18 protein-coding genes are annotated in these 21680 nt (G+C 41.6%); all 18 read left to right on the top strand.

Annotated features, from left to right (window positions below; translation table 11 throughout):
• Positions 1-5: 5 nt before the first annotated feature.
• The 18 genes from ACQV1I_RS18120 to ACQV1I_RS18035 all read left to right on the top strand — a co-directional run bounded on the left by ACQV1I_RS18120 (position 6) and on the right by ACQV1I_RS18035 (position 21679).
• Positions 6-1928 (top strand): stage V sporulation protein D, encoded by a 1923-nt coding sequence (locus ACQV1I_RS18120; protein ID WP_094699531.1) that lies wholly within the window; start codon positions 6-8, stop codon positions 1926-1928.
• A 117-nt stretch (positions 1929-2045) separates the two neighbouring features.
• Positions 2046-3524, top strand: a complete 1479-nt coding sequence (locus ACQV1I_RS18115) for a UDP-N-acetylmuramoyl-L-alanyl-D-glutamate--2,6-diaminopimelate ligase (RefSeq protein WP_116333441.1) — start codon at positions 2046-2048, stop codon at positions 3522-3524.
• A gap of 47 nt (positions 3525-3571) precedes the next feature.
• Entirely contained in the window at positions 3572-4537 is a 966-nt protein-coding gene (gene mraY / locus ACQV1I_RS18110; RefSeq protein ID WP_018671863.1) for a phospho-N-acetylmuramoyl-pentapeptide-transferase, read from the top strand.
• A 1-nt stretch (position 4538) separates the two neighbouring features.
• A complete protein-coding gene (murD, locus tag ACQV1I_RS18105; RefSeq protein WP_116333440.1) occupies positions 4539-5912 on the top strand; it encodes a UDP-N-acetylmuramoyl-L-alanine--D-glutamate ligase in 1374 nt (457 codons plus the stop codon).
• Positions 5913-5979: 67 nt separating this feature from the next.
• A complete protein-coding gene (spoVE, locus tag ACQV1I_RS18100; RefSeq protein ID WP_018671861.1) occupies positions 5980-7071 on the top strand; it encodes a stage V sporulation protein E in 1092 nt (363 codons plus the stop codon).
• 30 nt (positions 7072-7101) lie between these two features.
• Positions 7102-8202 carry an undecaprenyldiphospho-muramoylpentapeptide beta-N-acetylglucosaminyltransferase gene (gene murG / locus ACQV1I_RS18095; RefSeq protein ID WP_116333439.1) on the top strand — a complete coding sequence of 367 codons (1101 nt, stop codon included), beginning with the start codon at positions 7102-7104 and terminating at the stop codon, positions 8200-8202.
• 99 nt (positions 8203-8301) lie between these two features.
• Positions 8302-9207, top strand: a complete 906-nt coding sequence (murB, locus tag ACQV1I_RS18090; protein ID WP_116333438.1) for a UDP-N-acetylmuramate dehydrogenase — start codon at positions 8302-8304, stop codon at positions 9205-9207.
• 15 nt (positions 9208-9222) lie between these two features.
• Positions 9223-10479, top strand: coding sequence for a UDP-N-acetylglucosamine 1-carboxyvinyltransferase (murA, locus tag ACQV1I_RS18085; protein ID WP_094699527.1), 1257 nt, complete (start codon positions 9223-9225; stop codon positions 10477-10479).
• Positions 10480-10568: 89 nt separating this feature from the next.
• Positions 10569-11690 carry a cell division protein FtsQ/DivIB gene (locus ACQV1I_RS18080; protein WP_438769617.1) on the top strand — a complete coding sequence of 374 codons (1122 nt, stop codon included), beginning with the start codon at positions 10569-10571 and terminating at the stop codon, positions 11688-11690.
• Positions 11691-11761: 71 nt separating this feature from the next.
• Positions 11762-12475 carry a DUF881 domain-containing protein gene (locus ACQV1I_RS18075; RefSeq protein ID WP_026315174.1) on the top strand — a complete coding sequence of 238 codons (714 nt, stop codon included), beginning with the start codon at positions 11762-11764 and terminating at the stop codon, positions 12473-12475.
• Between the two features lie 11 nt (positions 12476-12486).
• A complete protein-coding gene (locus ACQV1I_RS18070; protein WP_018671855.1) occupies positions 12487-13227 on the top strand; it encodes a DUF881 domain-containing protein in 741 nt (246 codons plus the stop codon).
• Between the two features lie 2 nt (positions 13228-13229).
• Positions 13230-13580 (top strand): small basic family protein, encoded by a 351-nt coding sequence (locus ACQV1I_RS18065; RefSeq protein WP_003336699.1) that lies wholly within the window; start codon positions 13230-13232, stop codon positions 13578-13580.
• Between the two features lie 169 nt (positions 13581-13749).
• Entirely contained in the window at positions 13750-15009 is a 1260-nt protein-coding gene (gene ftsA / locus ACQV1I_RS18060; RefSeq protein WP_031413478.1) for a cell division protein FtsA, read from the top strand.
• A 117-nt stretch (positions 15010-15126) separates the two neighbouring features.
• The gene (ftsZ, locus tag ACQV1I_RS18055) at positions 15127-16275 is read left to right on the top strand and encodes a cell division protein FtsZ (protein ID WP_116333436.1); all 1149 of its coding nucleotides are present in this window, start codon (positions 15127-15129) and stop codon (positions 16273-16275) included.
• A 227-nt stretch (positions 16276-16502) separates the two neighbouring features.
• Positions 16503-17885 (top strand): radical SAM/SPASM domain-containing protein, encoded by a 1383-nt coding sequence (locus tag ACQV1I_RS18050; protein WP_094699525.1) that lies wholly within the window; start codon positions 16503-16505, stop codon positions 17883-17885.
• A 46-nt stretch (positions 17886-17931) separates the two neighbouring features.
• Positions 17932-19395 carry a radical SAM/SPASM domain-containing protein gene (locus ACQV1I_RS18045; protein WP_116333435.1) on the top strand — a complete coding sequence of 488 codons (1464 nt, stop codon included), beginning with the start codon at positions 17932-17934 and terminating at the stop codon, positions 19393-19395.
• 372 nt (positions 19396-19767) lie between these two features.
• Positions 19768-21000, top strand: coding sequence for a peptidase (locus tag ACQV1I_RS18040; protein ID WP_116333434.1), 1233 nt, complete (start codon positions 19768-19770; stop codon positions 20998-21000).
• Positions 20960-21679, top strand: a complete 720-nt coding sequence (locus ACQV1I_RS18035) for an ABC transporter ATP-binding protein (protein ID WP_236645710.1) — start codon at positions 20960-20962, stop codon at positions 21677-21679. The genes ACQV1I_RS18040 and ACQV1I_RS18035 overlap by 41 nt, the downstream gene beginning before the upstream one ends.
• The last annotated feature ends 1 nt before the right edge of the window (position 21680 follow it).

Genomic DNA, 21680 nt, shown 5'->3' with positions numbered 1-21680 from the left:
GCTGTATGCGGGTTTCCAATGTTACCGTGCGTCGGCGCATATTCATCGCACTCGTGGTGGGAATATTCTTGTTTATGGCTATGGTTTCTCGGCTGGGCTATATCCAGTTAGTTCAAGGACAATGGTTGCAGGATGAAGCCAATGACCTATGGAGCCGCAATGTAAAATTCGAAGCAAAACGCGGTAACATCAAAGACCGACATGGTGAGGATTTGGTGAAAAATACAACGGTTCCCTCCGTGATGGCCATACCGGCACAAATAAAAAATCCTGAAGAGACAGCTAAGAGGCTCGCAATTATTTTAGGGCAGTCAGAGCAAAAGATACTAACTGAAATTAGCAAACGTTCTCAAATGATTGTACGGGTTCCCGGAGGACGCAAGATTTCACAGGAAAAGGCTAAGGAAATACAAGCTCTTGCCCTGCCAGGAGTGAAAGTAGCAGATGACTCCAAGCGCTTCTATCCAAATGGTTCGTTCTTAGCACAGGTGCTCGGTTTTACTGGTATTGATAATCAAGGTCTAACTGGATTGGAAAAGATGTATGATAAAATATTGACGGGAACACCAGGCCATGTATCTTTTCCTGCTGATGCTGGTGGGCGAGCTATGCCTGGACACGCGGAGAAGTACGTGTCTCCAGTAAACGGCATGGATATGTACCTAACCATTGATAAACAGATTCAGACCTTTATGGAGCGTGAGCTTGATCAGGCGATGGTTGCGTATCAGCCAGATGATATTCTGTCAATAGCGATGAATCCGAAAACGGGCGAGATTTTAGGAATGGCGAGTAGACCTACCTATAATCCAGATCGCTACCTAGAGTTTGCACCAGATATTTATAATCGTAATTTGCCGATTTGGAAAACGTACGAACCGGGTTCTACATTTAAAATTGTTACATTAGCAGCTTCCCTAAATGAAAAAGTTGTTGATTTAAAAGAAAGCTTTTTTGATCCGGGTCATATTAATGTAGCTGGGACATTCTTACGTTGCTGGAAGCGGCAAGGACATGGTTCCGAAACGATGTTAGAAGTAGTAGAGAACTCCTGTAACCCTGGGTTTGTGGCAATGGGACAACGTCTTGGAAAAGAAAGGTTGTTTGAATATATCAAAAATTTTGGGTTCGGTCAAAAAACTGGCGTTGATTTAATCGGGGAATCGAATGGCATCCTGTTTAAATTAAATCGTGTTGGACCCGTCGAATTAGGCACGACTTCATTTGGGCAGGGGGTATCGGTAACACCGATTCAACAGATGGCAGCAGTCTCGGCCACAATCAATGGTGGTAAGCTAATGAAGCCTTACATTGCCAAAGAGTGGAGGGATAGTGTTACACACGACATTATCGCTCGCACAGTGCCCACTCAGGTGCGTCAGGTTATTTCCGAGGAAACGTCTAAGCAGGTGCGCAGTGCATTGGAAAGCGTTGTCTCCCGCGGAACAGGGCATAATGCATATATTGAAGGCTATCGGGTTGGGGGAAAAACGGGTACTGCCCAAAAATCCGTCAATGGACGTTATGCAGCCAATGAATACATCGTATCATTTATTGGATTTGCTCCGGCAGATGACCCACAGATTCTCGTGTATGTAGCTGTTGATAATCCAAAAGCACAGGCATTTGGAGGTACGATCGCAGCTCCTGTTGTCAAAAATGTGTTAGAATCCAGTCTGCCTTACCTTAATATAGAGAAACGCCCTAGCGATATTGAGCGTGAGATTGCATACGGTGATAAAAAGTATGTGGAGGTACCTAATTTAATAGGAATGGCCATAAAAGAAATTGCAAATTCATACTATACGATGCCTTTAGAGGTTTCCGGTAAGGGAACTCATGTGATAAAACAGTCTCCAAAACCGGGGATAAAGGTGGAAGAAGGCTCAAAAATTCGCGTCTACCTTGGTGACAAAACGGCCAATTAGCTATACAATAGATGTTCGTAGAGGGAGATAGCTTTTTATCTCCCCTTCTTATCGCATTTCTACTTTTGAAAAGAAACATCTTTTGTCTATACTAGTTGGAGATTGGGGTGCCATTGTATGTTGTTAAGGGAGTTACTTGCTCCTTTGCTAGTCAGTCATATAAAAGGTGATGACCAAGTAGTTATCACTGGAATAACGGCTGACTCGCGTAATGTTAAGCCCGGGGACTTATTCATCTGTCTGTCTGGTTTTACTGTAGACGGTCATGAATTTGCGGCCCAAGCGGTGGAAAAGGGAGCAATCGCCATTATTGCTGAGCATGAAATCGAGGTGGACAAAACAGTTGTCATCGTACCAGATTCAAGGCGGGCAATGGCATTCTTAGCTGATCGGTTTTTCGGCTCTCCATCACAGAAGCTAAAGCTGATTGGAGTTACAGGAACCAATGGAAAGACGACGACGACACATTTGATTGATAAAATCCTAACAGACCAACAGAAAAAGACGGGTTTGATTGGAACGATTCACATGCGTATTGGGGATCAGATTGAGAAGGTGAAAAATACGACACCAGATATTATTGATCTACAATCTAGTTTCCGCCGAATGTTGGATATTCATACGGATTATGGAATTATGGAAGTTTCCTCACACGCTCTTGATATGGGACGTGTACATGGCTGTGACTATCATACAGCGATTTTTACGAACATGACGCAAGATCATTTAGATTATCATAAGACATTTGAAAACTATCGTCAGGCAAAATCTCTGTTGTTTGCCCAATTAGGAAATAGCTATGATCAACAATCGTTGAAAACAGCGATCCTGAATGCAGATGATGAGGTGTCGAAGTATTTTGCTCATGTAACACCAGCACGTGTGCTTACATATGGAATAGATCAACCAGCGGATGTGAGGGCTGTTTCTATTCGTGTTACATTTGCTGGAACTAGCTTTACCGTGCAGAGTTTTGCCGGAGTGGCAACAGTAAATATGAAATTAATGGGCAAGTTTAATGTATATAATGCATTAGCAGCTATTGCAGCTACCCTTGTTGAAGGAGTTCCACTGGCGGCTATTATCAAAAGCTTAGAAGAAATTCCAGGGGTAGACGGACGTTTTGAACCAGTGTCGCTTGGACAGGATTATGCTGTAATTGTAGACTATTCCCATACGCCGGACAGCTTAGAAAATGCACTGATTACAGCAAAAGAATTTGTAACAGGGCAACTGATCTGTGTGGCAGGCTGTGGTGGAAATCGCGATCGTACGAAACGCCCAATTATGGCTCAGATCGCAACGAAATACGCTGATTATAGCGTCTTAACTTCAGATAATCCTCGTTTTGAGGAGCCAGAAGCCATCTTGGCTGATATGGTAGGTGGATTACAGGACGTCGATCAAAAACGCTTCACTACAATTGTGAATCGACGCGAAGCCATTTTGCATGCTATTTCGCAAGCAAAACCTGGGGACTGTGTTCTAATAGCAGGGAAAGGGCACGAAACCTATCAAGAAAGTAAAGGTGAGATCTTTCCGTTTGATGATCGGGAAGTAGCAAAGGAAGCTATCCATGAACAGAAAAGAAAGTAACAACTATGACTACTCATTAGCTACTATGCAAGAAAGGAGGTAGGGGCATGCCATTTGATAATGTCTTATTTATAACAATCATTGCAGCCTTTCTCATTGCTGTTTTAATTGGTCCGCTGTTTATTCCTATGCTTCGCCGATTAAAGTTTGGTCAAAGCATTCGTGAAGAAGGCCCCAAATCTCACCAGAAAAAAGCGGGAACACCTACTATGGGGGGAACCATCATTGCCATGGCTCTCCTATTAACCGTGTTAAAATTTTCGAAGTGGAACACGGAGTTGTTGTTTTTAATTGTTGTTACGTTTGGATACGGACTTATCGGTTTTCTTGATGACTTCATTAAAATTAAAAGAAAACATAATTTAGGCTTAACTGCGAAGCAAAAGTTCTTAGGCCAAATCCTATTAGCGATTGGTGCTTATTATTTACTATTGCAGATGAATCATCCAACAACGCTGACCATTCCAGGAACATCTTTAGGGATTGATCTGGGATTCTTCTATTTCCCTTTCCTCGTTTTTCTACTCGTGGGAAGTACAAATGCTGTTAACCTTACAGACGGCTTAGATGGATTGCTGGCAGGCACAAGTGCCATTGCTTTTGGAGCCTACGCGATCATTGCTTGGAATGCGTCAAATATGGATACGGCTATCTTCAGTGCAGCTGTGGTTGGCTCTGTTCTGGGCTTCCTCGTGTTTAATGCTCATCCAGCACGGGTATTTATGGGTGATACTGGCTCACTTGCCTTAGGGGGAGCGTTAGCAGGGATTGCGATCATGACCAAAACAGAATTGCTACTGGCGATTATCGGAATTGTTTTTGTCATTGAAACGCTATCGGTTATTATTCAAGTTGTGTCTTTTAAAACTCGCGGAAAACGAGTTTTTCGTATGAGTCCCTTACACCATCATTTTGAGCTAACTGGTTGGTCTGAATGGCGTGTGGTGGTAACATTTTGGCTTGTGGGCATTCTATTTGCCGGATTAGGTGTTTATTTAGAGGTGATACGTTAACATGGATATGTATAAAGGAAAGCTCGTTGTTGTATTAGGTCTGGCGAAAAGCGGTGTGGCGGTTGCAAAACTGTTACACCGTTTTGGTGCTATTGTCATCGTAAACGATCAAAAATCACGTGAGGAAGCTACTGGCTATGAAGAGCTGGAAGAGCTAGGGGTACAAGTTATTACTGGTGGACACCCGAATGATCTCATCTCCAAGGATGTAGCATTAGTGGTTAAAAATCCTGGGATTCCTTATGAATCAAAGCCTGTTCAGCAGGCTTTAGCAATGTCAATTCCAGTTATTACAGAGGTAGAGCTAGCCTATCGTTTGTCCAAAGCACCATTAATCGGTATTACTGGCTCTAATGGGAAAACCACGACGACTACCTTAGTAGGACTTATTTTACATGCAGCTTCAGTGGATGCTATCGTCGGTGGAAACATTGGCACGGTGTTATGTAGTTTGGCGGAAGAGATGAAGCAAGATCAGTATTTAGTGGCTGAATTAAGTAGTTTTCAATTGATGGGGACCGATACGTTCCGTCCTCATATTGCTACGATCTTAAATCTGTATCCGGCGCATCTGGATTATCATCATTCGTTTGAAGAGTATACCAAGGCAAAATGTAAAATTTTTGCCAATCAGACGAAAGACGATTATGCAGTTCTGCCATATGATCATGAACCCGTGATGCAGGTTTGCCAAAACATTCGAGCAAAAGCCTTTTATGTGAGTATTAAACAAGAGGTCCCTTGTGGGGCATTTATCAAGGATGATATTGTCTACTTTAAAAATGAGGATGGCAAGCTAGATGAGATTATGAAAGCTACAGAAATCTCATTGCCTGGGGAATTCAATCAGGAAAATGCACTGGCGGCTATCGTAATGAGTAAATTAGCTGGTGCAGACTATGATGCAATGAAGCATGTATTACGTAGCTTTAGTGGTGTTGAACATCGTTTAGAATATGTCGATACGATTGATGATGTTAAATATTATAACAATTCCAAAGCTACTAACTCCGAAGCTGCTATTCGTGGTATTGAAGCATTTGAGGAGCCGGTTGTCCTTATTGCAGGTGGACTAGACCGGGGGGTAGATTTTGCTGAATTAGTTACACCATTGAAAACCAAAGTAAAAGCAATTGTGACTTATGGGCAAACCTCGCCCGTTTTACAGAAAAGAGCCGAAGAAGCAGGGATTGAACTTCGTTTTGCCGTCGATACTGTAGATAGTGCTGTTAAACAAGCAGCGGCTATCGCGGAAGCGAACGACGTGGTCTTGTTAAGCCCGGCTTGTGCTAGTTGGGATATGTTTCCTTCCTATGAAGTAAGAGGGAGCATGTTTAAGGATAGCGTGCATAAACTTAGAAACAAGCCTATATAAACATGTCCCTTTGTGAGCTAAGACAAAAATGAAATCAAAGGGACGAGGTACGAAAGGATGGCTTGCTATGAGTAAAGTACGTTCCGCCCCTGATTTTGTTATCGTTTTTGTCACTCTGCTCCTGTTAGGAATAGGGATTGTGATGGTTTACAGCGCCAGTGCCGTATTTGCCCAACATAAATTCCAGGACCCGTACTTTTTTACCAAGCGGCAGATCATCTTCGCGATATTGGGTATTGTTTCCATGTATGTGATGATGAATATTGACTATTGGGTATGGAAGAAATGGGCCAAAGTCGGATTTATCATAAGCATGGCGTTGCTCGTTGTGGTTCTGATTATCGGGCGAGAAGTTAATGGTTCAAAAAGTTGGCTTGGATTTGGCTCCTTCGGTATCCAGCCTGGGGAATTTGCCAAATTTGGGGTTGCTGCTTTTTTAGCCAGATGGCTATCGGATAATCAAAAGAATATCGTTTACTTTAAAAAGGGATTGTTTCCTGCATTGATAATCCCAGTTGCATGTTTCGGGTTAATTATGTTACAACCTGATTTAGGGACTGGAAGCGTGTTGATGGGTATGGCGGTTCTAATGATTTTTGCCTCTGGAGCAAGAATAAGTCATTTTATCGGGTTGGGGATGATTGGAGTCGCTGGTTTTGTTGGCTTGATTCTTTCAGCACCATATCGAATGGCCCGGATTACCTCATTTCTTGATCCATGGTCAGATCCATTAGGCTCGGGCTATCAAATCATTCAGTCACTATATGCAATTGGGCCAGGCGGTCTGTTAGGACTTGGATTGGGAGAGAGCAGGCAAAAGTTTTCCTACTTACCTGAGCCTTATAATGACTTTATTTTCTCCATTATTTCTGAGGAATTAGGCTTTGTTGGCGGGACGCTAGTGCTGTTATTATTCTTGCTGCTATTATGGCGAGGTATGCGAGTAGCGATTACTGCTCCTGACCTGTTTGGGAATTTGTTGGCTCTTGCTATTATCGGCATGATCGGCATCCAAGTAACGATTAATGTAGGCGTTGTAACGGGGATGTTTCCTGTAACGGGTATTACCCTGCCATTTTTAAGTTACGGTGGTTCCTCGTTAACGCTAATGCTTACACAGGTAGGCATCTTGCTAAACATCTCCCGCTTTTCCAGATGACAGATAACATAAATAGAGATGGGTGATATTATGAGAGTCGTGTTAACAGGGGGAGGAACTGGAGGACACATCTATCCGGCGCTTGCGGTTGCAAAAGAAATTTTGCGTCATGAACCGCAAGCTGCCTTTTTGTATATCGGTACCCATAAAGGGTTGGAATCTACTATTGTCCCCAAATTTAACATTCCCTTTCAAGCAGTAGAGATAGCAGGCTTTAAGCGAAAACTCACTTTTGATAATGTGCGCACAATCATAAAGTTTATACGTGCGGTCTCTGATTCAAAACGGATGCTAAAAGAATTTAAACCAGACGTTGTTATTGGAACAGGCGGATATGTTTGTGGACCAGTTGTGTACGCAGCAGCAAAGCTTGGTATTCCGACGATTATTCACGAACAAAATATTGTACCTGGTATTACAAATAAATTTTTATCTCGTTATGTGAAGCAGATAGCAGTCTCTTTTGAGGAGTCCTTGCCATTTTTTCCACAGGCAAAAACAAGCTTTATTGGTAATCCGCGAGCTACGGAAGTCATACATAGCGATCCTAGTAAAGGAAGAAGCATGCTAGGACTACCACGCGATAAAAAGATAGTACTAGTTGTTGGGGGGAGTCGTGGGGCTAAAGCGATCAACGAGGTGACGCTCGCATCACTAGCTCAGTTTCATACGTATTCTGACTGCCACTTTGTCTATGTAACGGGTGCTGTTCATTATGAATCGATTAATGAACGTGTTGAGCAAATGACAAATCGACCAAGCAACTTTACGTTGGTTCCATACGTCGATCATATGCCAGACCTACTTGCAGCAACACATGTGATCATTAATCGAGCAGGAGCCTCTTTTTTAGCAGAAATCACGGCACTTGGTATACCGTCGATTCTCATTCCATCTCCGTATGTAACGAATAATCACCAGGAGAAAAATGCACGAGGATTAGAAAGAGCCGGTGCGGCAGCCGTCATAGTCGAAAAAGAGTTAACATCAACAAAACTGATGTCCACGCTTCATAGCATGTTGACAGACGAACAAAAGTGGAGCAATATGCAAAAGGCGTCACTCTCATTAGGAATGCCAGAAGCTGCAAGTAGTCTTTATCAACAGATAGTAAAAGTAGTAAATCGCTAATAATAGGCGTTTGTCACGCTAGATCGGAAATGCGCATAGTATGAGAGCAAACGCGTGATTGAAAAAGTTCCGACCTAGCATTTGTGTCAGGAGGTTCTTATGAGGCATGTAGCAGAAGCATTAGAACAAGCAAATGTTGGAAAGGTTTGGGTTGAAGAACCTCTCGCCAAGCATACCACATGGCGAATAGGGGGACCGGCAGACCTGATGATCCAGCCTACAGATAAAGAAGCGCTCATTCGGGCGGTTCAAATTATCCATCAACATGAAATTCCCTGGACTGTTATTGGGCGCGGTTCCAACCTTCTAGTGAGGGATGGAGGGATACGTGGAGCCGTGTTTAAAGTGGCTCAGGGTTTAAGTCACTGCGAGTTTCAGGGAGAAACGGTGTGTGTTGGTGCAGGGTACTCTATGGTACGCTTAGCAGTAGAGGCAGGAAAGCAGGGCTTGACTGGATTAGAATTTGCAGGCGGGATTCCTGGATCTGTTGGAGGAGCTGTCTACATGAATGCCGGGGCGCATGGATCTGATCTTTCACGTATTCTAACAAGTGCCGAAATCCTTTTCAACGATGGAGAGACGAAGATAGTTAACAAGGAAGAGATGCAGTTTAGCTATCGCACTTCCCTATTGCAACAACGCAAGGGTATAGTTATTGAAGCTACTCTTCAATTGCAGACCGGTGACCGCAGAGAGATTGCAACGTCGCTGGCAAAGTTTAAAGAGCGCCGGCTCAGTACGCAACCTTTCAACTCACCTTGTGCGGGTAGCGTGTTCCGTAATCCGCCTGGAGATCATGCAGGGCGTCTGATTGAAGCGTCAGGGCTAAAAGGCTTTACCATTGGGGGGGCTCAAATATCAGAGATGCATGCTAATTTCATCGTAAATCGAGGAGGAGCCACGGCGACCGACGTCCTCACCTTAATTGAGCATGCTCGTGCTACGGTACTGAAACATTATAACGTAGATCTGCATACGGAGGTTTTGGTGATCGGCGAGGGGTAACACGGAGGTGAAAGTTTGGAAGCTTTTGCTATCGAAGGTGGAAAACCTCTGTCCGGAACGCTACGGATTCATGGAGCCAAAAATGCTGCTCTGCCGATTCTAGCTGCGACTGTACTCGCTGAAGGGCAGTTTCATATCTACGATGTACCACATTTGAAGGACATAGAAGTAATGCTCAAAATTTTGAGCGAAATTGGAGCGAAAGTAAGTCACGAAGATCATACTGTCACGATTGATACAGTAGGTATCAATCAGACTCAAGTACCTGAAGATCTAATGGGACAAATGCGTTCTTCCATTTTCCTTATGGGCCCACTATTAGCTCGTTTAGGGGAAGTAACAATTTCACGTCCAGGGGGCTGTGCCATCGGGGAGAGAAGAATTGATCTTCATCTTTCAGGCCTAGCTGCTTTAGGTGCCCAATACATTGATGCTGAGGGCTACATTACTTTCCGTTCACCAGCGCTCGAAGGTACTAAAATATTCTTAACGTTTCCAAGTGTAGGTGCAACGGAGAATATTATGATGGCTGCTGTTCTGGCAAAAGGTACAACCCGGATTTATAATGCCGCACGCGAGCCCGAAATCATTGATCTGCAAAATTTCCTAAATTCAATGGGAGCAAAAGTCCGCGGAGCAGGAACGGATACCATAGAGATTGACGGTGTTCCAAGGCTGAGAGCCATCAGTTATCGTGTTATCCCGGACCGGATCGTGACGGGCACGCATCTGTTAGCTGTAGGATTATCAAAAGGTCATATAGAACTTAGTAATACGATTCCAGAACATTTAACAGCTTTGGTTGAACTGGTACGTGGTAGTGGTGTTGAAATCAAGACATACCATGATATAATGGAAATAAAAAACACTTCTCGTCCACGGGCGATTAATCGCATTATGACGTCTCCCTATCCTGGTTTTCCAACCGATTTGCAAGCACAGATGATGGTGTTTCTATCTTTAGCAAATGGAACCAGCTTGATGAAGGAGACAGTGTTCGAAGGCAGATTCAGGCATGTTACTGAATTAGAGAGAATGGGTGCTTCCATCTTTGTTGACCTAGGAACAGCTTTTATCCGTGGTGTGGATAGGTTTTATGGGGCTACAGTGGAAGCTACAGACTTGCGTGCAGGAGCTGCACTCGTATTGGCTGGTTTAGCTGCCCAAGGCACTACTTATGTTGAACAAACGCAGCATATAGATCGAGGGTACGAACGTATCGAGAGACAACTGCAACAGTTGGGTGCCTCTATCTCTCGTATAACCATATAGCATACAAAAGTGGGGGAGCGGCATGGATGTTATGCCGCTTTTCACGCTGTAAAAGGATAGGGAATAGCGAACCGTAGGGGGGAGAATATTTGAATAGGTATAGAGACGACAGAATACCGCTCGTTAAAAATGCTACGCCGCGCAAGAAAAAAGGAAACCGCCGTTTAATTATTATTCTGGCTATCTTTTTCTTACTAGTCTTAGGCGTGGTATTCTTCCGCTCTCCTTACAGTAAGGTAACTGATATTCAAGTCTATGGTAATATTTTATACACCAAGGAGCAGATTATTCAGGCGTCCACTCTTACCAACGGCATGCAGTTTTTAAATGTATGGGATAGCGATGTTGAAGCAGGTATTTCCACATTAAAGGGTATCAAAGATATCTCTATCTCTCGTGATTTCCCTGGTATCATTCGCTTAAATATTCAAGAATACCGCCGAACGGCCTTGTATGTAAATGGACAAAAGCAGCCTAGCTATTTATTGGAGGATGGGACGATCTTAGCTCCTCCAACCCAAGTCCTTATGATGGACAGACCCATTATTCAATCTTGGGCAAGTAAAGATCCAAAAATGTTAAAGCAGTTGGCTGAAGCTCTTGTTTCACTACAAGGAGGCGTTTTACACCAAATCTCTGATCTATCGCTAGTACCTACCAAATATGATAATCAGCAAGTGGTGCTAAATATGCGGGATGGGAATGAGATTCGTAGTACTCTCTCGCAATTAAAGAAAAAACTACCCTGGTACCCGTCCATTGTTCAGGAGATTCCTAAGGAGCAAAAAGGAATTGTTAACCTATTAGATGTGACATGGTTTGAGGAATACGGTCATCATGTGACTAACCAACAACAGTTACAACAACTAACAAATCCTGATGGTAGCTTAACGAATGAGTCAGGCACAGGTACAGATACGTCTGCTAATGGAAGTACTGAGAATCGTACGCAGGATCAATCTTCACAATCACCGGACAACAACGGTCAAAATAATAATAGTAACCAAAAGAATGGACAAAATACCGACAATCAACAAAATGACATTCAGAATAATGGAAATGATAACCAGAATGAAGGTAGTCGGAATACCTCGAGCACAAACAATAATCAGAACCAGAATCAGAACCAGAACCAGAATCAGAACAATAACCAGGCTAATAGTAATCAAAATAACCATTCAACAGAAGAAACAACTACTTCTTTTGAATAAAATTCGAGGAGTTCAAGCAACTAATAGAGCCAGCTAAGTGTCTAGAAGGAAAATGAAAGGTGACAAAAGGCATGCGAGTTAGGAAATTTCATGTTTATCTTACGCTGGTCATGTTTAGTACCGGATTTCTGATGGCTAACTCCATCGAGCTGACCCAGCTACACAAAAAAGTGGTGCAAACAGAAAAAGAATTTCAGCAGGAAACCAAGCTGAATGAACGCATTATTGCCGAACGGGAAAAGAATCGGGCACTTGAGCAGCAATATACGGAAACTCAGCGTAAAATATCTCAAGTAGAGACAGCTATGGCCAATCATCAATCTGAAGCGGCATCGCTCCTAACAGCTTTAGACCGCTCGCGTCTACTGGCTGGAACGGTACCGGCGACAGGAACTGGTTTAATGGTTACCCTTCGAGATAACCCTAGTCCAATTAGCACTAATGTTGTACAAAATATTGTCCACGAACAAGACATTTGGAGAGTGGTAAATGAGCTATTTGTTGCTGGGGCAGAGGGAATTAGCGTGAATGATCAACGCTTGGTTACCAGCTCCTCGATCCGTTGCGTTGGACCTACTGTTATTGTAAACGGGGTAAAATCAGCAGCGCCTTTTGTAATTAAAGCAGTGGGAGATCCTGTTACTTTAGAAGGAGCGCTTCATTTACCAGGCGGGGTGATTGATTCATTTGACGGATTTATAAAAATTGAAACGGCGAAGAAAGATTCCATAGAACTACCTGCTTTTGTAGGTGAAGTGAAAATGGGAACAAGCTCTTCCTCCTAACAGGTGATACCATGCTGGAAAACCGTAAAATTACGTTTATATTAACCATTATTAGTGCTATCATAGGAATTATGCTAGCAACCCAAATTCAGAGCACAAAGCATCCTAAACAAGCGGATGCGAGAAGTGTGATTGAACTTCGTAAAGCTCTACTGAAAGAACAAGAAAAAAGTAAGAACCTTTTAGCCGATATATCTAAACAGGGAGAACTTTTAGCCCAATATGAAGCATCTCTAAGTTCTGTAGAGACAATCGGTGTTATGAAAGAAGAATTAAACCGAACCAAAAAATTAGCAGGTCTTGATGTTGTAGAAGGAAAGGGTATTATCATCCGTATTGAGAACATGGAGGTGCCAACTGGCAATCAGTGGGAAGAGGATGCTCCTCACGAATCAGCATCGAGCCTGATGCTGGATGTTGACTTGCGTTGGTTGACCAATGAGCTTTTAGCAAATGGAGCTACTGTGATTGCTATTAATAATAATCGGCTTATTTCTAATAGTTCAATCCGAAATGTAGGCGAAGAAATCCAAGTGGACACAAAAACGATTCGCTTGCCGTATGAAATTAAGGCGCTTGGAGATCCAGATACCTTACTGAGCAGTATGAAGCTAGAAGGTGTTGAAAGCACGTTTCAATCGATGAATAAAATTGTAAAAATGGAAGCACAGGATCATCTTATTATCCCGCCGTTCACAGGGAACAAGCAGATGCGATTCATGAAACCGGTGAAGTCAAAAGGAGATTCATAATAATGTGGTTGCCGATTGTAGGGTTGATTGCAGGAGTAATAGCGGGATTTTATCTAAACATCAATGTACCTCAAGAATATAGTAGCTATGTATCAATTGCATTGTTAGCTGGTTTGGATACAATTTTTGGTGGCATTCGGTCCTATTTGGAACGAGTGTTTAATGTTCGGGTCTTTTTATCTGGGTTCTTTTTCAATACGCTGTTTGCCGCTGGACTAGCTTTTTTAGGAGCTTTTCTCGGCATTGATCTATACATGGCAGCGATTGTTGCATTTGGGGTACGCTTATTTAATAATCTGGCTATTATTCGTCGCATTCTGCTGGCAAAATGGTTAAATAAGCGCGATGTGTAAATAAATGAGCATCGGGTTCAACAAAATTATAACTTGGTTACAATTACCATTGTGATTTTTAAAAAAGATTGTAAGAAAAAAAAGGGAATGGGTATCCTGTGTGGAATAAAATATGCAGATGTCATCACTTATTTAAAGTACAAGTTGAACTAGGGGAGGTGTCACTGGTTTGGTAAACAGTCAAAATGATCTTATTGTCAGCATCGATATTGGTACCTCTAAAGTACGCGTTATGATTGGGGAAGTAAATAACGGTAATATCAATATTATTGGTGTAGGCCAATCCCATTCAGAAGGCATTAGCAGAGGAACTATTGTAGATATCGACCAAACCGTGCATGCAATCCGAGAAGCAGTCGATCATGCTGAACGTATGGTAGGGGTAACAATTGAAGACGTTTATGTCGGAATATCTGGCACCCATATAGAGCTATTCGAAACGCAGGGCGTGGTAGCCGTTTCCAGTGAAGACCGCGAGATTCGTGAAGAGGATATTGATCGTGTTGTTCAAGCTGCAAAGGTTGTCGCACTTCCGCCAGATCGTGAAATTATCGATGTCGTACCGACGGAATTTGTTGTTGACGGTTTAGGAAAGATAAAAGATCCTCGGGGAATGATCGGCGTTCGTCTTGAGATGGAGGGTACCATTGTCACAGGATCCAAAACAGTGATCCACAATGTTGTACGATGTGCACAACGAGCTGATTTGCAGGTTGCTGGTATCTTTTTGCAACCATTGGCTGCAAGCTCCGTCGCTTTGACTAAGGACGATAAGAATCTAGGTGTCGTTCTAGTCGATATTGGTGCGGGCTCGACCACCATCGCAATCTTTGAACAGGGTCAATTAGTAGCTACTTCCACGCTCGCAATCGGTGGAGACCATATCACCAATGATATTGCTCTCGGTTTACGCACACATACAGAAGTAGCAGAAAAAATGAAACGAAAACATGGGTGTGCTCTGATTGATGAAGCATCCGATGAAGAAAAGTTCAAGGTAACACGTATCGGCAGCGAAGTGGAGAAACAATTCACTCAAGTCGATCTTGCCAATATTATCGAACCACGTGCCGCAGAGATTTTCAATTTGATTGAAGACGAAGTGTATCGTCTTGGGTTCCAGAATGAAATCGCTGGTGGATATGTTTTAACCGGTGGCACGGTTTGCATGCCAGGTATGTTGGAGCTTGCTAATGAAGAGCTTGCAGCACCTGTCCGCATTGCTATACCGGATTATATTGGTGTGCGTGACCCGGGATATACCATCGGTGTGGGCCTCATTCAATATGCCTCGATGCTGACGAATTATACGGCCAAGAAGCCTGCCCCTGCAAAAGCGGCAAGCCGTCCGGCACCATCAGCACCGAAACGGGATTCTCAAGGGAATTTCATTGAAAAGATGAAGAATTGGTTTAGCGAATTCATTTAAACAAACCAACCGAACAGATAAAGAAGTTCAATAAAATTCGCCCCGTCGTCCTACAACAACGGGTTTTTAACAAAATTGAGAAAAGCGTGTATGAATGAATGAGGAGGAACTTTCAAGATGCTCGAATTTGACTTGGATATGGAACAATTAGCGCAAATCAAGGTTATTGGTTGTGGCGGCGGTGGCAGCAATGCTGTAAACCGAATGATTGCAGGCGGTGTAAAAGGTGTTGAATTCATTACGGTGAATACTGATGCCCAGGCGCTACACCTGTCTAACGCTGATATCAAGCTACAAATTGGGGAAAAGTTGACACGTGGTCTTGGTGCCGGTGCGAACCCTGATGTAGGTAAGAAAGCAGCAGAAGAAAGCCGCGAATTGGTTGAGAATGCACTGCGCGGGTCTGATATGGTATTTGTTACGGCAGGAATGGGTGGAGGTACTGGTACTGGTGCAGCTCCTGTGATTGCTGAAATTGCTAAAGAATTAGGCGCCCTAACAGTTGGTGTAGTAACAAGACCGTTCTCTTTTGAAGGCCGTAAACGCTCTTTGCAAGCCGAAGCAGGTATTGCTGCTTTAAAAGAAAAAGTAGATACACTCATTGTTATTCCAAATGATCGTCTACTTGAAATCGTTGATAAAAATACGCCTATGCTAGAAGCTTTCCGAACAGCTGATAATGTACTAAGTCAAGGTGTACAGGGTATCTCTGATTTGATCGCAACCCCTGGTTTGATTAACCTTGACTTTGCTGATGTCAAAACAATTATGACTGAACGCGGATCTGCTCTTATGGGTATTGGTGTAGCTAGTGGAGAAAATCGTGCAGCAGAAGCCGCTCGTAAAGCAATCTCCAGTCCATTACTAGAAACTTCTATTGATGGAGCTCGTGGTGTATTAATGAATATTACAGGTGGTAATAGCCTGAGCTTGTATGAGGTAAATGAAGCAGCTGATATCGTTTCCTCTGCAGCTGATCCAGAAGTAAATATGATTTTCGGTGCGGTTATTAACGAAGATCTAAAAAATGAAATTCTTGTAACAGTTATTGCAACTGGTTTTGCTGATAACCAACGCCATGTTCCGACGGCAACACGTCGCCCACAGGCTGAACTACAACAACAAGCTACTCGTAGCACAGCACCGCAACAAACATCCGCTCCGTCACGTTCACGTGAAATGGAAGAAGACAAGTCTATTAATCTAAGCAATCTGGATAATCTAGACATCCCGGCATTCTTGCGCAATCGTCGTCGTAAGAAATAATAAATCGGATAAAATAGAGTGGAGGAAGAATCATCTTCATTCACATCTAACAAACATAGAAAAACCTTGTTTTCTGTAAAGAGAGCAAGGTTTTTTGTTATTTTATTTATTGCATATTCAATTAAAAGATTTAATGTTAGAGAATATTTAATACATTGGACTTATTTTACTTATTTTGGTATATTAGCATAAATATGTTTGTTTGAAAGGAGAGATAATAAAAGGGTATGCACACTAATCGTTATCGTTTAGAGTACCCACTTAAGGAAGAAACACTACTCATAAATACGTTGAACGGTGCCATTGATATTATTCCTAATGAATTGCACCTGTTGCTCCGCCAGCTTCCCCATATGGATGAACATAAATTGACAGCAGAACAAATGGAAGCTGTTTCCTATCTTAAAAAACGAGGGTATATTTATCATTCAGAGCAAGAAGAGGACGAGATTCTTGAGCAAGCAATGATGTTTGCCAGAAAAACAGAGGTCATGCAGTATGTAATTTGCCCAACTTATACTTGTAATTTTCGTTGCCCATATTGTTTTGAAAGTCATGACCTTCATGAGAAAATGTCTCTCCTAACCGATGAACAACTACAGGAAATCTGGAAAGCCATTGATTTCTTTCACCAAGAGAGTGGTTTGAAAAAAGGTATAATTAATCTCTTTGGTGGCGAGCCATTATTGCCATTTACAGATGGAATTGTGCGCAAAATTTGTGAAAAAGCTGTTGAACTAGATTTTAAAATAGGCTGTAATACAAATGGATATCATTTGCCACTTTTTGTAGAGCTCTTGGAAAAATATAAGGATCGACTTCACTTAACGATCACAGTAGATGGGCCAGAGCATGTTCATGATCAGAGACGAATTCTTGTAGGAGGAAAAGGTACCTTTCAAAAAATTGATAATAGTATTTTAGATGTACTAAATCGCGGAATATCAACTACAGTCCGTGTTAACATCGACAAGACAAACATAGACTCTGTTTTCAGTTTGATAGAGCATTATAAAAGAAAAGAATTATTAGGTAGAGATGGTTTTACGATACATTTTGCACCCGTGACAGATCATACATGCCAAAGTACAGGGGACAACCTTATGCAAGGAATTGAGATCCTGAGACATTTGCATAATGACATTTCCAATCTTGAGGAATTGGAGGCTCAACAGAAAATTGTAGTTGGCTCCGATTTGTATCGATACATCTATTCTGTATCACAATTAGATCCCGAATTACAAAAAAAAGCAATTCCATTTCTGCCAAACATCGTGTTTTGTGAATCTGTACAAGGTAGGAGCATTTCTTTTGGTCCTGATAATCACATGTATGCTTGTGCAGATTTGATTGGACGTGCTGCATTTAAGATTGGTGATTTTTATCCCGATTTTCACCTAAATGAATGGAAATGGGAGAAGTGGAAACAATTTAATTCACTTACGATACCACAATGCCGTAGTTGCTCTTCAGCACCAATTTGTGGAGGAGGATGCGCCGCTGAAGCATTGGTGGTTCATGGAAATTTAGATCAACCGAATTGCACGCATGCAGGGAAACAAGTTCTATCATATCTTGACTCCATTCGAAATGAACTCACCACTATTTAATTATAAGATTAAGTAGAAATCCTTTGAGTATAGAGGGAGGATAGGCATGTTTTATAGTACGTATAATTCATTTCATAAGCTTTCAAATGGAAGCTATGTTATCGTCAATTCTTTAAGTGGAGCAATTGATACAATTGAGGCAGATGTAAAAGAAGTACTAGATCAGATAAAATCAAAAACATTACGTGATTCTAATGAAGAGCTAGACAATCTTATATCTTACTTATATAAGCGTGGATATCTATTTGATAGTAGGGAGCAAGAATGGGAGAAATTGATTAAGCTTAGGGATGAAATGAATGCGCAGTTACAAGCCTCTTCATTAGGTGTTGTATTTAGTGTTTGCATTACGTACATGTGCAATTTGCGATGTCCTTATTGCTTCCAAGGTCATGATATTCACAAAATCAATCATTCGCTTTCAAAAGATGAAATAGATAGCATGTTTTTTGCTGTTGACCGTATCCTCGATTCTGAACAGACGAGGGGGAGGTTTCAGAATGCTCAGCACACCATGCTATTATATGGTGGCGAACCATTACTTCCTACCTCAAAGAAGACTGTGCATGAAGTAGTACATCGTGGTATTGAAGAATACGGGTTCCGTGCTTATGCAATTACAAACGGTACTTTCTTACATGAGTATTTACATTTTTTTCATCAATATAAGGAGATGTGGGATTTTTTTCAAATATCAATTGATGGACCCAAGCGTATCCATGATCAAAGAAGAATGACAGCTGGTGGCCAAGGAACCTTTGAGAGGATTGTTTCTAACATTGACTTGGCACTCTCACATGGATTCAAGATTGCCCTTCGTACAAATGTCAACAAGGATAATGTCCCCTATCTATATGAATTAGCCGAATTAGTTGAGCAACGTGGCTGGCATGATCATAGCTTGTTTGCTTGGCAAATTTCACCGGTCTACGATCATTATGCAGAAAACCTTCCTAATCATATGCCCGAACATCATCTACTCATCGCTCTACAGGAACAATTCGGAGAGTTAGAATCGTTTATGGATAAATTTAACGCCACCCTTGGTACAGACCTGCGGATGAGAACTTCTAGAATACGTCAAGCTCTAAAAGCAAAAGGCTGGTCAAATAATCCTTGTGATTCCTGTAGCGCCTCTATTCCTTCCTCCATTCCTATATTCAAACAATGTAGTGCTCGCGATCATCGCTATTATACTTTCGGTTCAGAAGGGCTTATATACGCCTGTCCAGAGACTGTTGGACGCAGGGAATTAGCAGTAGGTAGCTTTTATCCAAGTTTCAAGATGAATTCAGACAAGCACAATATGTGGAATCAAGATTTCACTACTTCACAACAATGTAGCTCCTGTAGTATCTCTATGTTCTGTGGAGGCGGTTGTGCTTATTCTAACCTGATGAGAAATGGTGCTGTTAATAAACCATATTGTAACTTCTCCCATCAGACAGTTTCCACCTACATCAAGTTAAACGAAGATAAGTTTCTACCTGTATCACCCCTTAATAATTGATTTTATTTAGTGTGATTGGTGAGTGCACCACCTCTCATACTAATTAAAATAACAAATAATGATTATGGGAGGTAGTAATTATGTCTTACAAAGTACGTTCTATTAACGAAAACGAGAATCTGTGGACTAACTTAACTTCTGAGATGGAAGACCTTGAAAACCGTGATGAAATGGCATCTGCGAATATTATTAGTCCTCAAATTACTTGGTGTATAGATTGTTGCTTCAAGATTTAAAGGAATAATATATTTTGTCGGTGGCCAATAAATTACCATCAATGGCAATTTAATTCTCTCTTGTACGAAAAACTCCGCAAATATTTTTGCGGAGTTTAGATTCTTAATAGTTAGAAGGAACAATGGGGGGACAAGGATGGAACTTCCAAAATTGATTCCGTATAAAACAATTCAGATGGATGTAGCAGAAGAAGGGGAGAGGTACATCTTAGCTTTTGAAAATCAATTTCAACTAAAAGTAACGGTGAGAATGAAAGAGTTACTTGCCTATTTGAATGGCACCCATACTATTGAGTATATTTGTGAACGTGTTAAGCAAGAGATGAACCTAATCATTTCACCACAGGAATTAGAGATACTCATTGAAAGTCAGCTAAAGCCCAAGGGTGTACTTGTACATCATACGGTTAAAGCTAAGCATGAATCGGCGATTATGTTTCGTACGCCTCTCTTTAAAGGAGTGCGTTTAAAACGCGCTGTGATACCTTTTTATTTTTTATTTGGTAAAACGGGAACTATTGTATCATTCCTAGGGATTTCGATTGCTATAGCATTGTTTATGTATCACTTTCAAGAATTTCAGCTTGTTTCTCACTTGGGATCAGTGAATCAGGTTGTAGTAGCATTCGTCTTATTTATTATTTCTTTATTTTTACATGAGCTTGGACATATAGTAGCAGCTTTTCGGTATGGTATTGTTCCTCGTGATGTAGGAGTAGGACTATATATGCTGATGCCAGCCTTTTTTGTTGACCTAAGTGAATTGTGGCAAATACCTCGATCTTACAGAGTCGTTGTGAATGTAGCAGGGGTCTACTTTCAATTAATTTGCTTTGGCATACTTGAAGTCTTGTTGCTCTTAACCAATTATCAGGCAATAGCAATTGCAAATGTAATGATTCTGACAAATGTGCTTTTAAATTTGAATCCATTGCTTAGGTATGATGGTTTCTGGATTTTGACAGATATAATGGGCATTGCAAATCTCCATCCGAGAGTGAAAAAAATGGTTATTTATTATTTTAAAGGATATATCCTTGGTAAAGATGAGTTTCAAATGAAATATAAAGATGTTTTAGTGGCCATGACGAGCAGGATGCAACGAATTTTCTTGTTATATGCAGTGCTGTATACGATAGCGATTTTTTTTGTCTTGACGATTGTATTGGGGGGCTTAATTAGAACAGTTTTCATTGCTGATTCCTTAAGCTGGGAAAATTCTAGAGGTATCGTGTTAATTTTGGGAGTGATATTTCTGAGAACGCTTGTATTATTATGTAGTAAGATCAAAGTAACAGTAAAAAAAAGGAATAGAAGGGGGTTAAAGGGTGGGTGTCGCAATAGTGAAACCAATCATCCGAGTTCGTAACATTGTTAAAGAATATGAAACGGAGGCAGGTAAGATAAAAGTTCTGAAAGGAATTAATACTCAGTTTCTATCTGGAGAAGTGGTTAGCATTATGGGACCGAGCGGAAGTGGGAAGTCGACCCTGCTAGGAATTCTAGGGACGTTGGATGTTCCCTCACAGGGGCAATTATTCATTGAAAATCAGGATGTGACGATACTGGAAGAAACGGACTTGGCTAGTTATAGGGCTAATAAAATTGGTTTTGTCTTTCAGTCTTACAATTTAATTTCTACTATGAGTGCTTTAGAAAATGTCATGTTACCGATGATGTCTATAGAGGGTATGGATCGAAGGCAAATGCAACAACGTGCTAAGGAACTGCTTGTGTTAGTTGGTATGAAGGATAGGATTAATCATTTGTCAACGCAGTTATCAGGAGGGCAACAACAACGAGTTGCTCTAGCACGCGCTCTGGCAAACAATCCTTTGGTTGTCATAGCTGACGAACCAACTGGCAACCTAGATCAAAAAACTGGAAAAATGATATTAGATTTGATTTTTTCCTTACGAGATCGTTTAAACATGGCCTTTATTTTAGCCACACATGATCCAAATGTAGCTAGCCTTTCCGATAGAGTGATCCATCTATCTGATGGCATGATTGATCAAGAAATTGTTAATTTACCAAAAAGGAAGTGAG

It is taken from the genome of Brevibacillus sp. JB24b, from assembly GCF_051713385.1.
GTDB lineage: Bacteria > Bacillota > Bacilli > Brevibacillales > Brevibacillaceae > Brevibacillus_B > Brevibacillus_B laterosporus.
The sequence above is the reverse complement of the archived record's forward strand: the minus strand, read 5'-3'. Positions and strand labels throughout refer to the sequence as shown.

Coding starts and splice junctions, on each gene's coding strand:
- mraY (WP_018671863.1), top strand. CDS start 3,572: ATGCCATTTGATAATGTCTTATTTATAACAATCATTGCAGCCTTTCTC.
- spoVE (WP_018671861.1), top strand. CDS start 5,980: ATGAGTAAAGTACGTTCCGCCCCTGATTTTGTTATCGTTTTTGTCACT.
- murB (WP_116333438.1), top strand. CDS start 8,302: ATGAGGCATGTAGCAGAAGCATTAGAACAAGCAAATGTTGGAAAGGTT.
- ACQV1I_RS18050 (WP_094699525.1), top strand. CDS start 16,503: ATGCACACTAATCGTTATCGTTTAGAGTACCCACTTAAGGAAGAAACA.
- ACQV1I_RS18120 (WP_094699531.1), top strand. CDS start 6: ATGCGGGTTTCCAATGTTACCGTGCGTCGGCGCATATTCATCGCACTC.
- ACQV1I_RS18115 (WP_116333441.1), top strand. CDS start 2,046: ATGTTGTTAAGGGAGTTACTTGCTCCTTTGCTAGTCAGTCATATAAAA.
- murD (WP_116333440.1), top strand. CDS start 4,539: ATGGATATGTATAAAGGAAAGCTCGTTGTTGTATTAGGTCTGGCGAAA.
- murG (WP_116333439.1), top strand. CDS start 7,102: ATGAGAGTCGTGTTAACAGGGGGAGGAACTGGAGGACACATCTATCCG.
- ACQV1I_RS18070 (WP_018671855.1), top strand. CDS start 12,487: ATGCTGGAAAACCGTAAAATTACGTTTATATTAACCATTATTAGTGCT.
- ACQV1I_RS18075 (WP_026315174.1), top strand. CDS start 11,762: ATGCGAGTTAGGAAATTTCATGTTTATCTTACGCTGGTCATGTTTAGT.
- ACQV1I_RS18045 (WP_116333435.1), top strand. CDS start 17,932: ATGTTTTATAGTACGTATAATTCATTTCATAAGCTTTCAAATGGAAGC.
- ACQV1I_RS18065 (WP_003336699.1), top strand. CDS start 13,230: ATGTGGTTGCCGATTGTAGGGTTGATTGCAGGAGTAATAGCGGGATTT.
- ACQV1I_RS18040 (WP_116333434.1), top strand. CDS start 19,768: ATGGAACTTCCAAAATTGATTCCGTATAAAACAATTCAGATGGATGTA.
- ftsZ (WP_116333436.1), top strand. CDS start 15,127: ATGCTCGAATTTGACTTGGATATGGAACAATTAGCGCAAATCAAGGTT.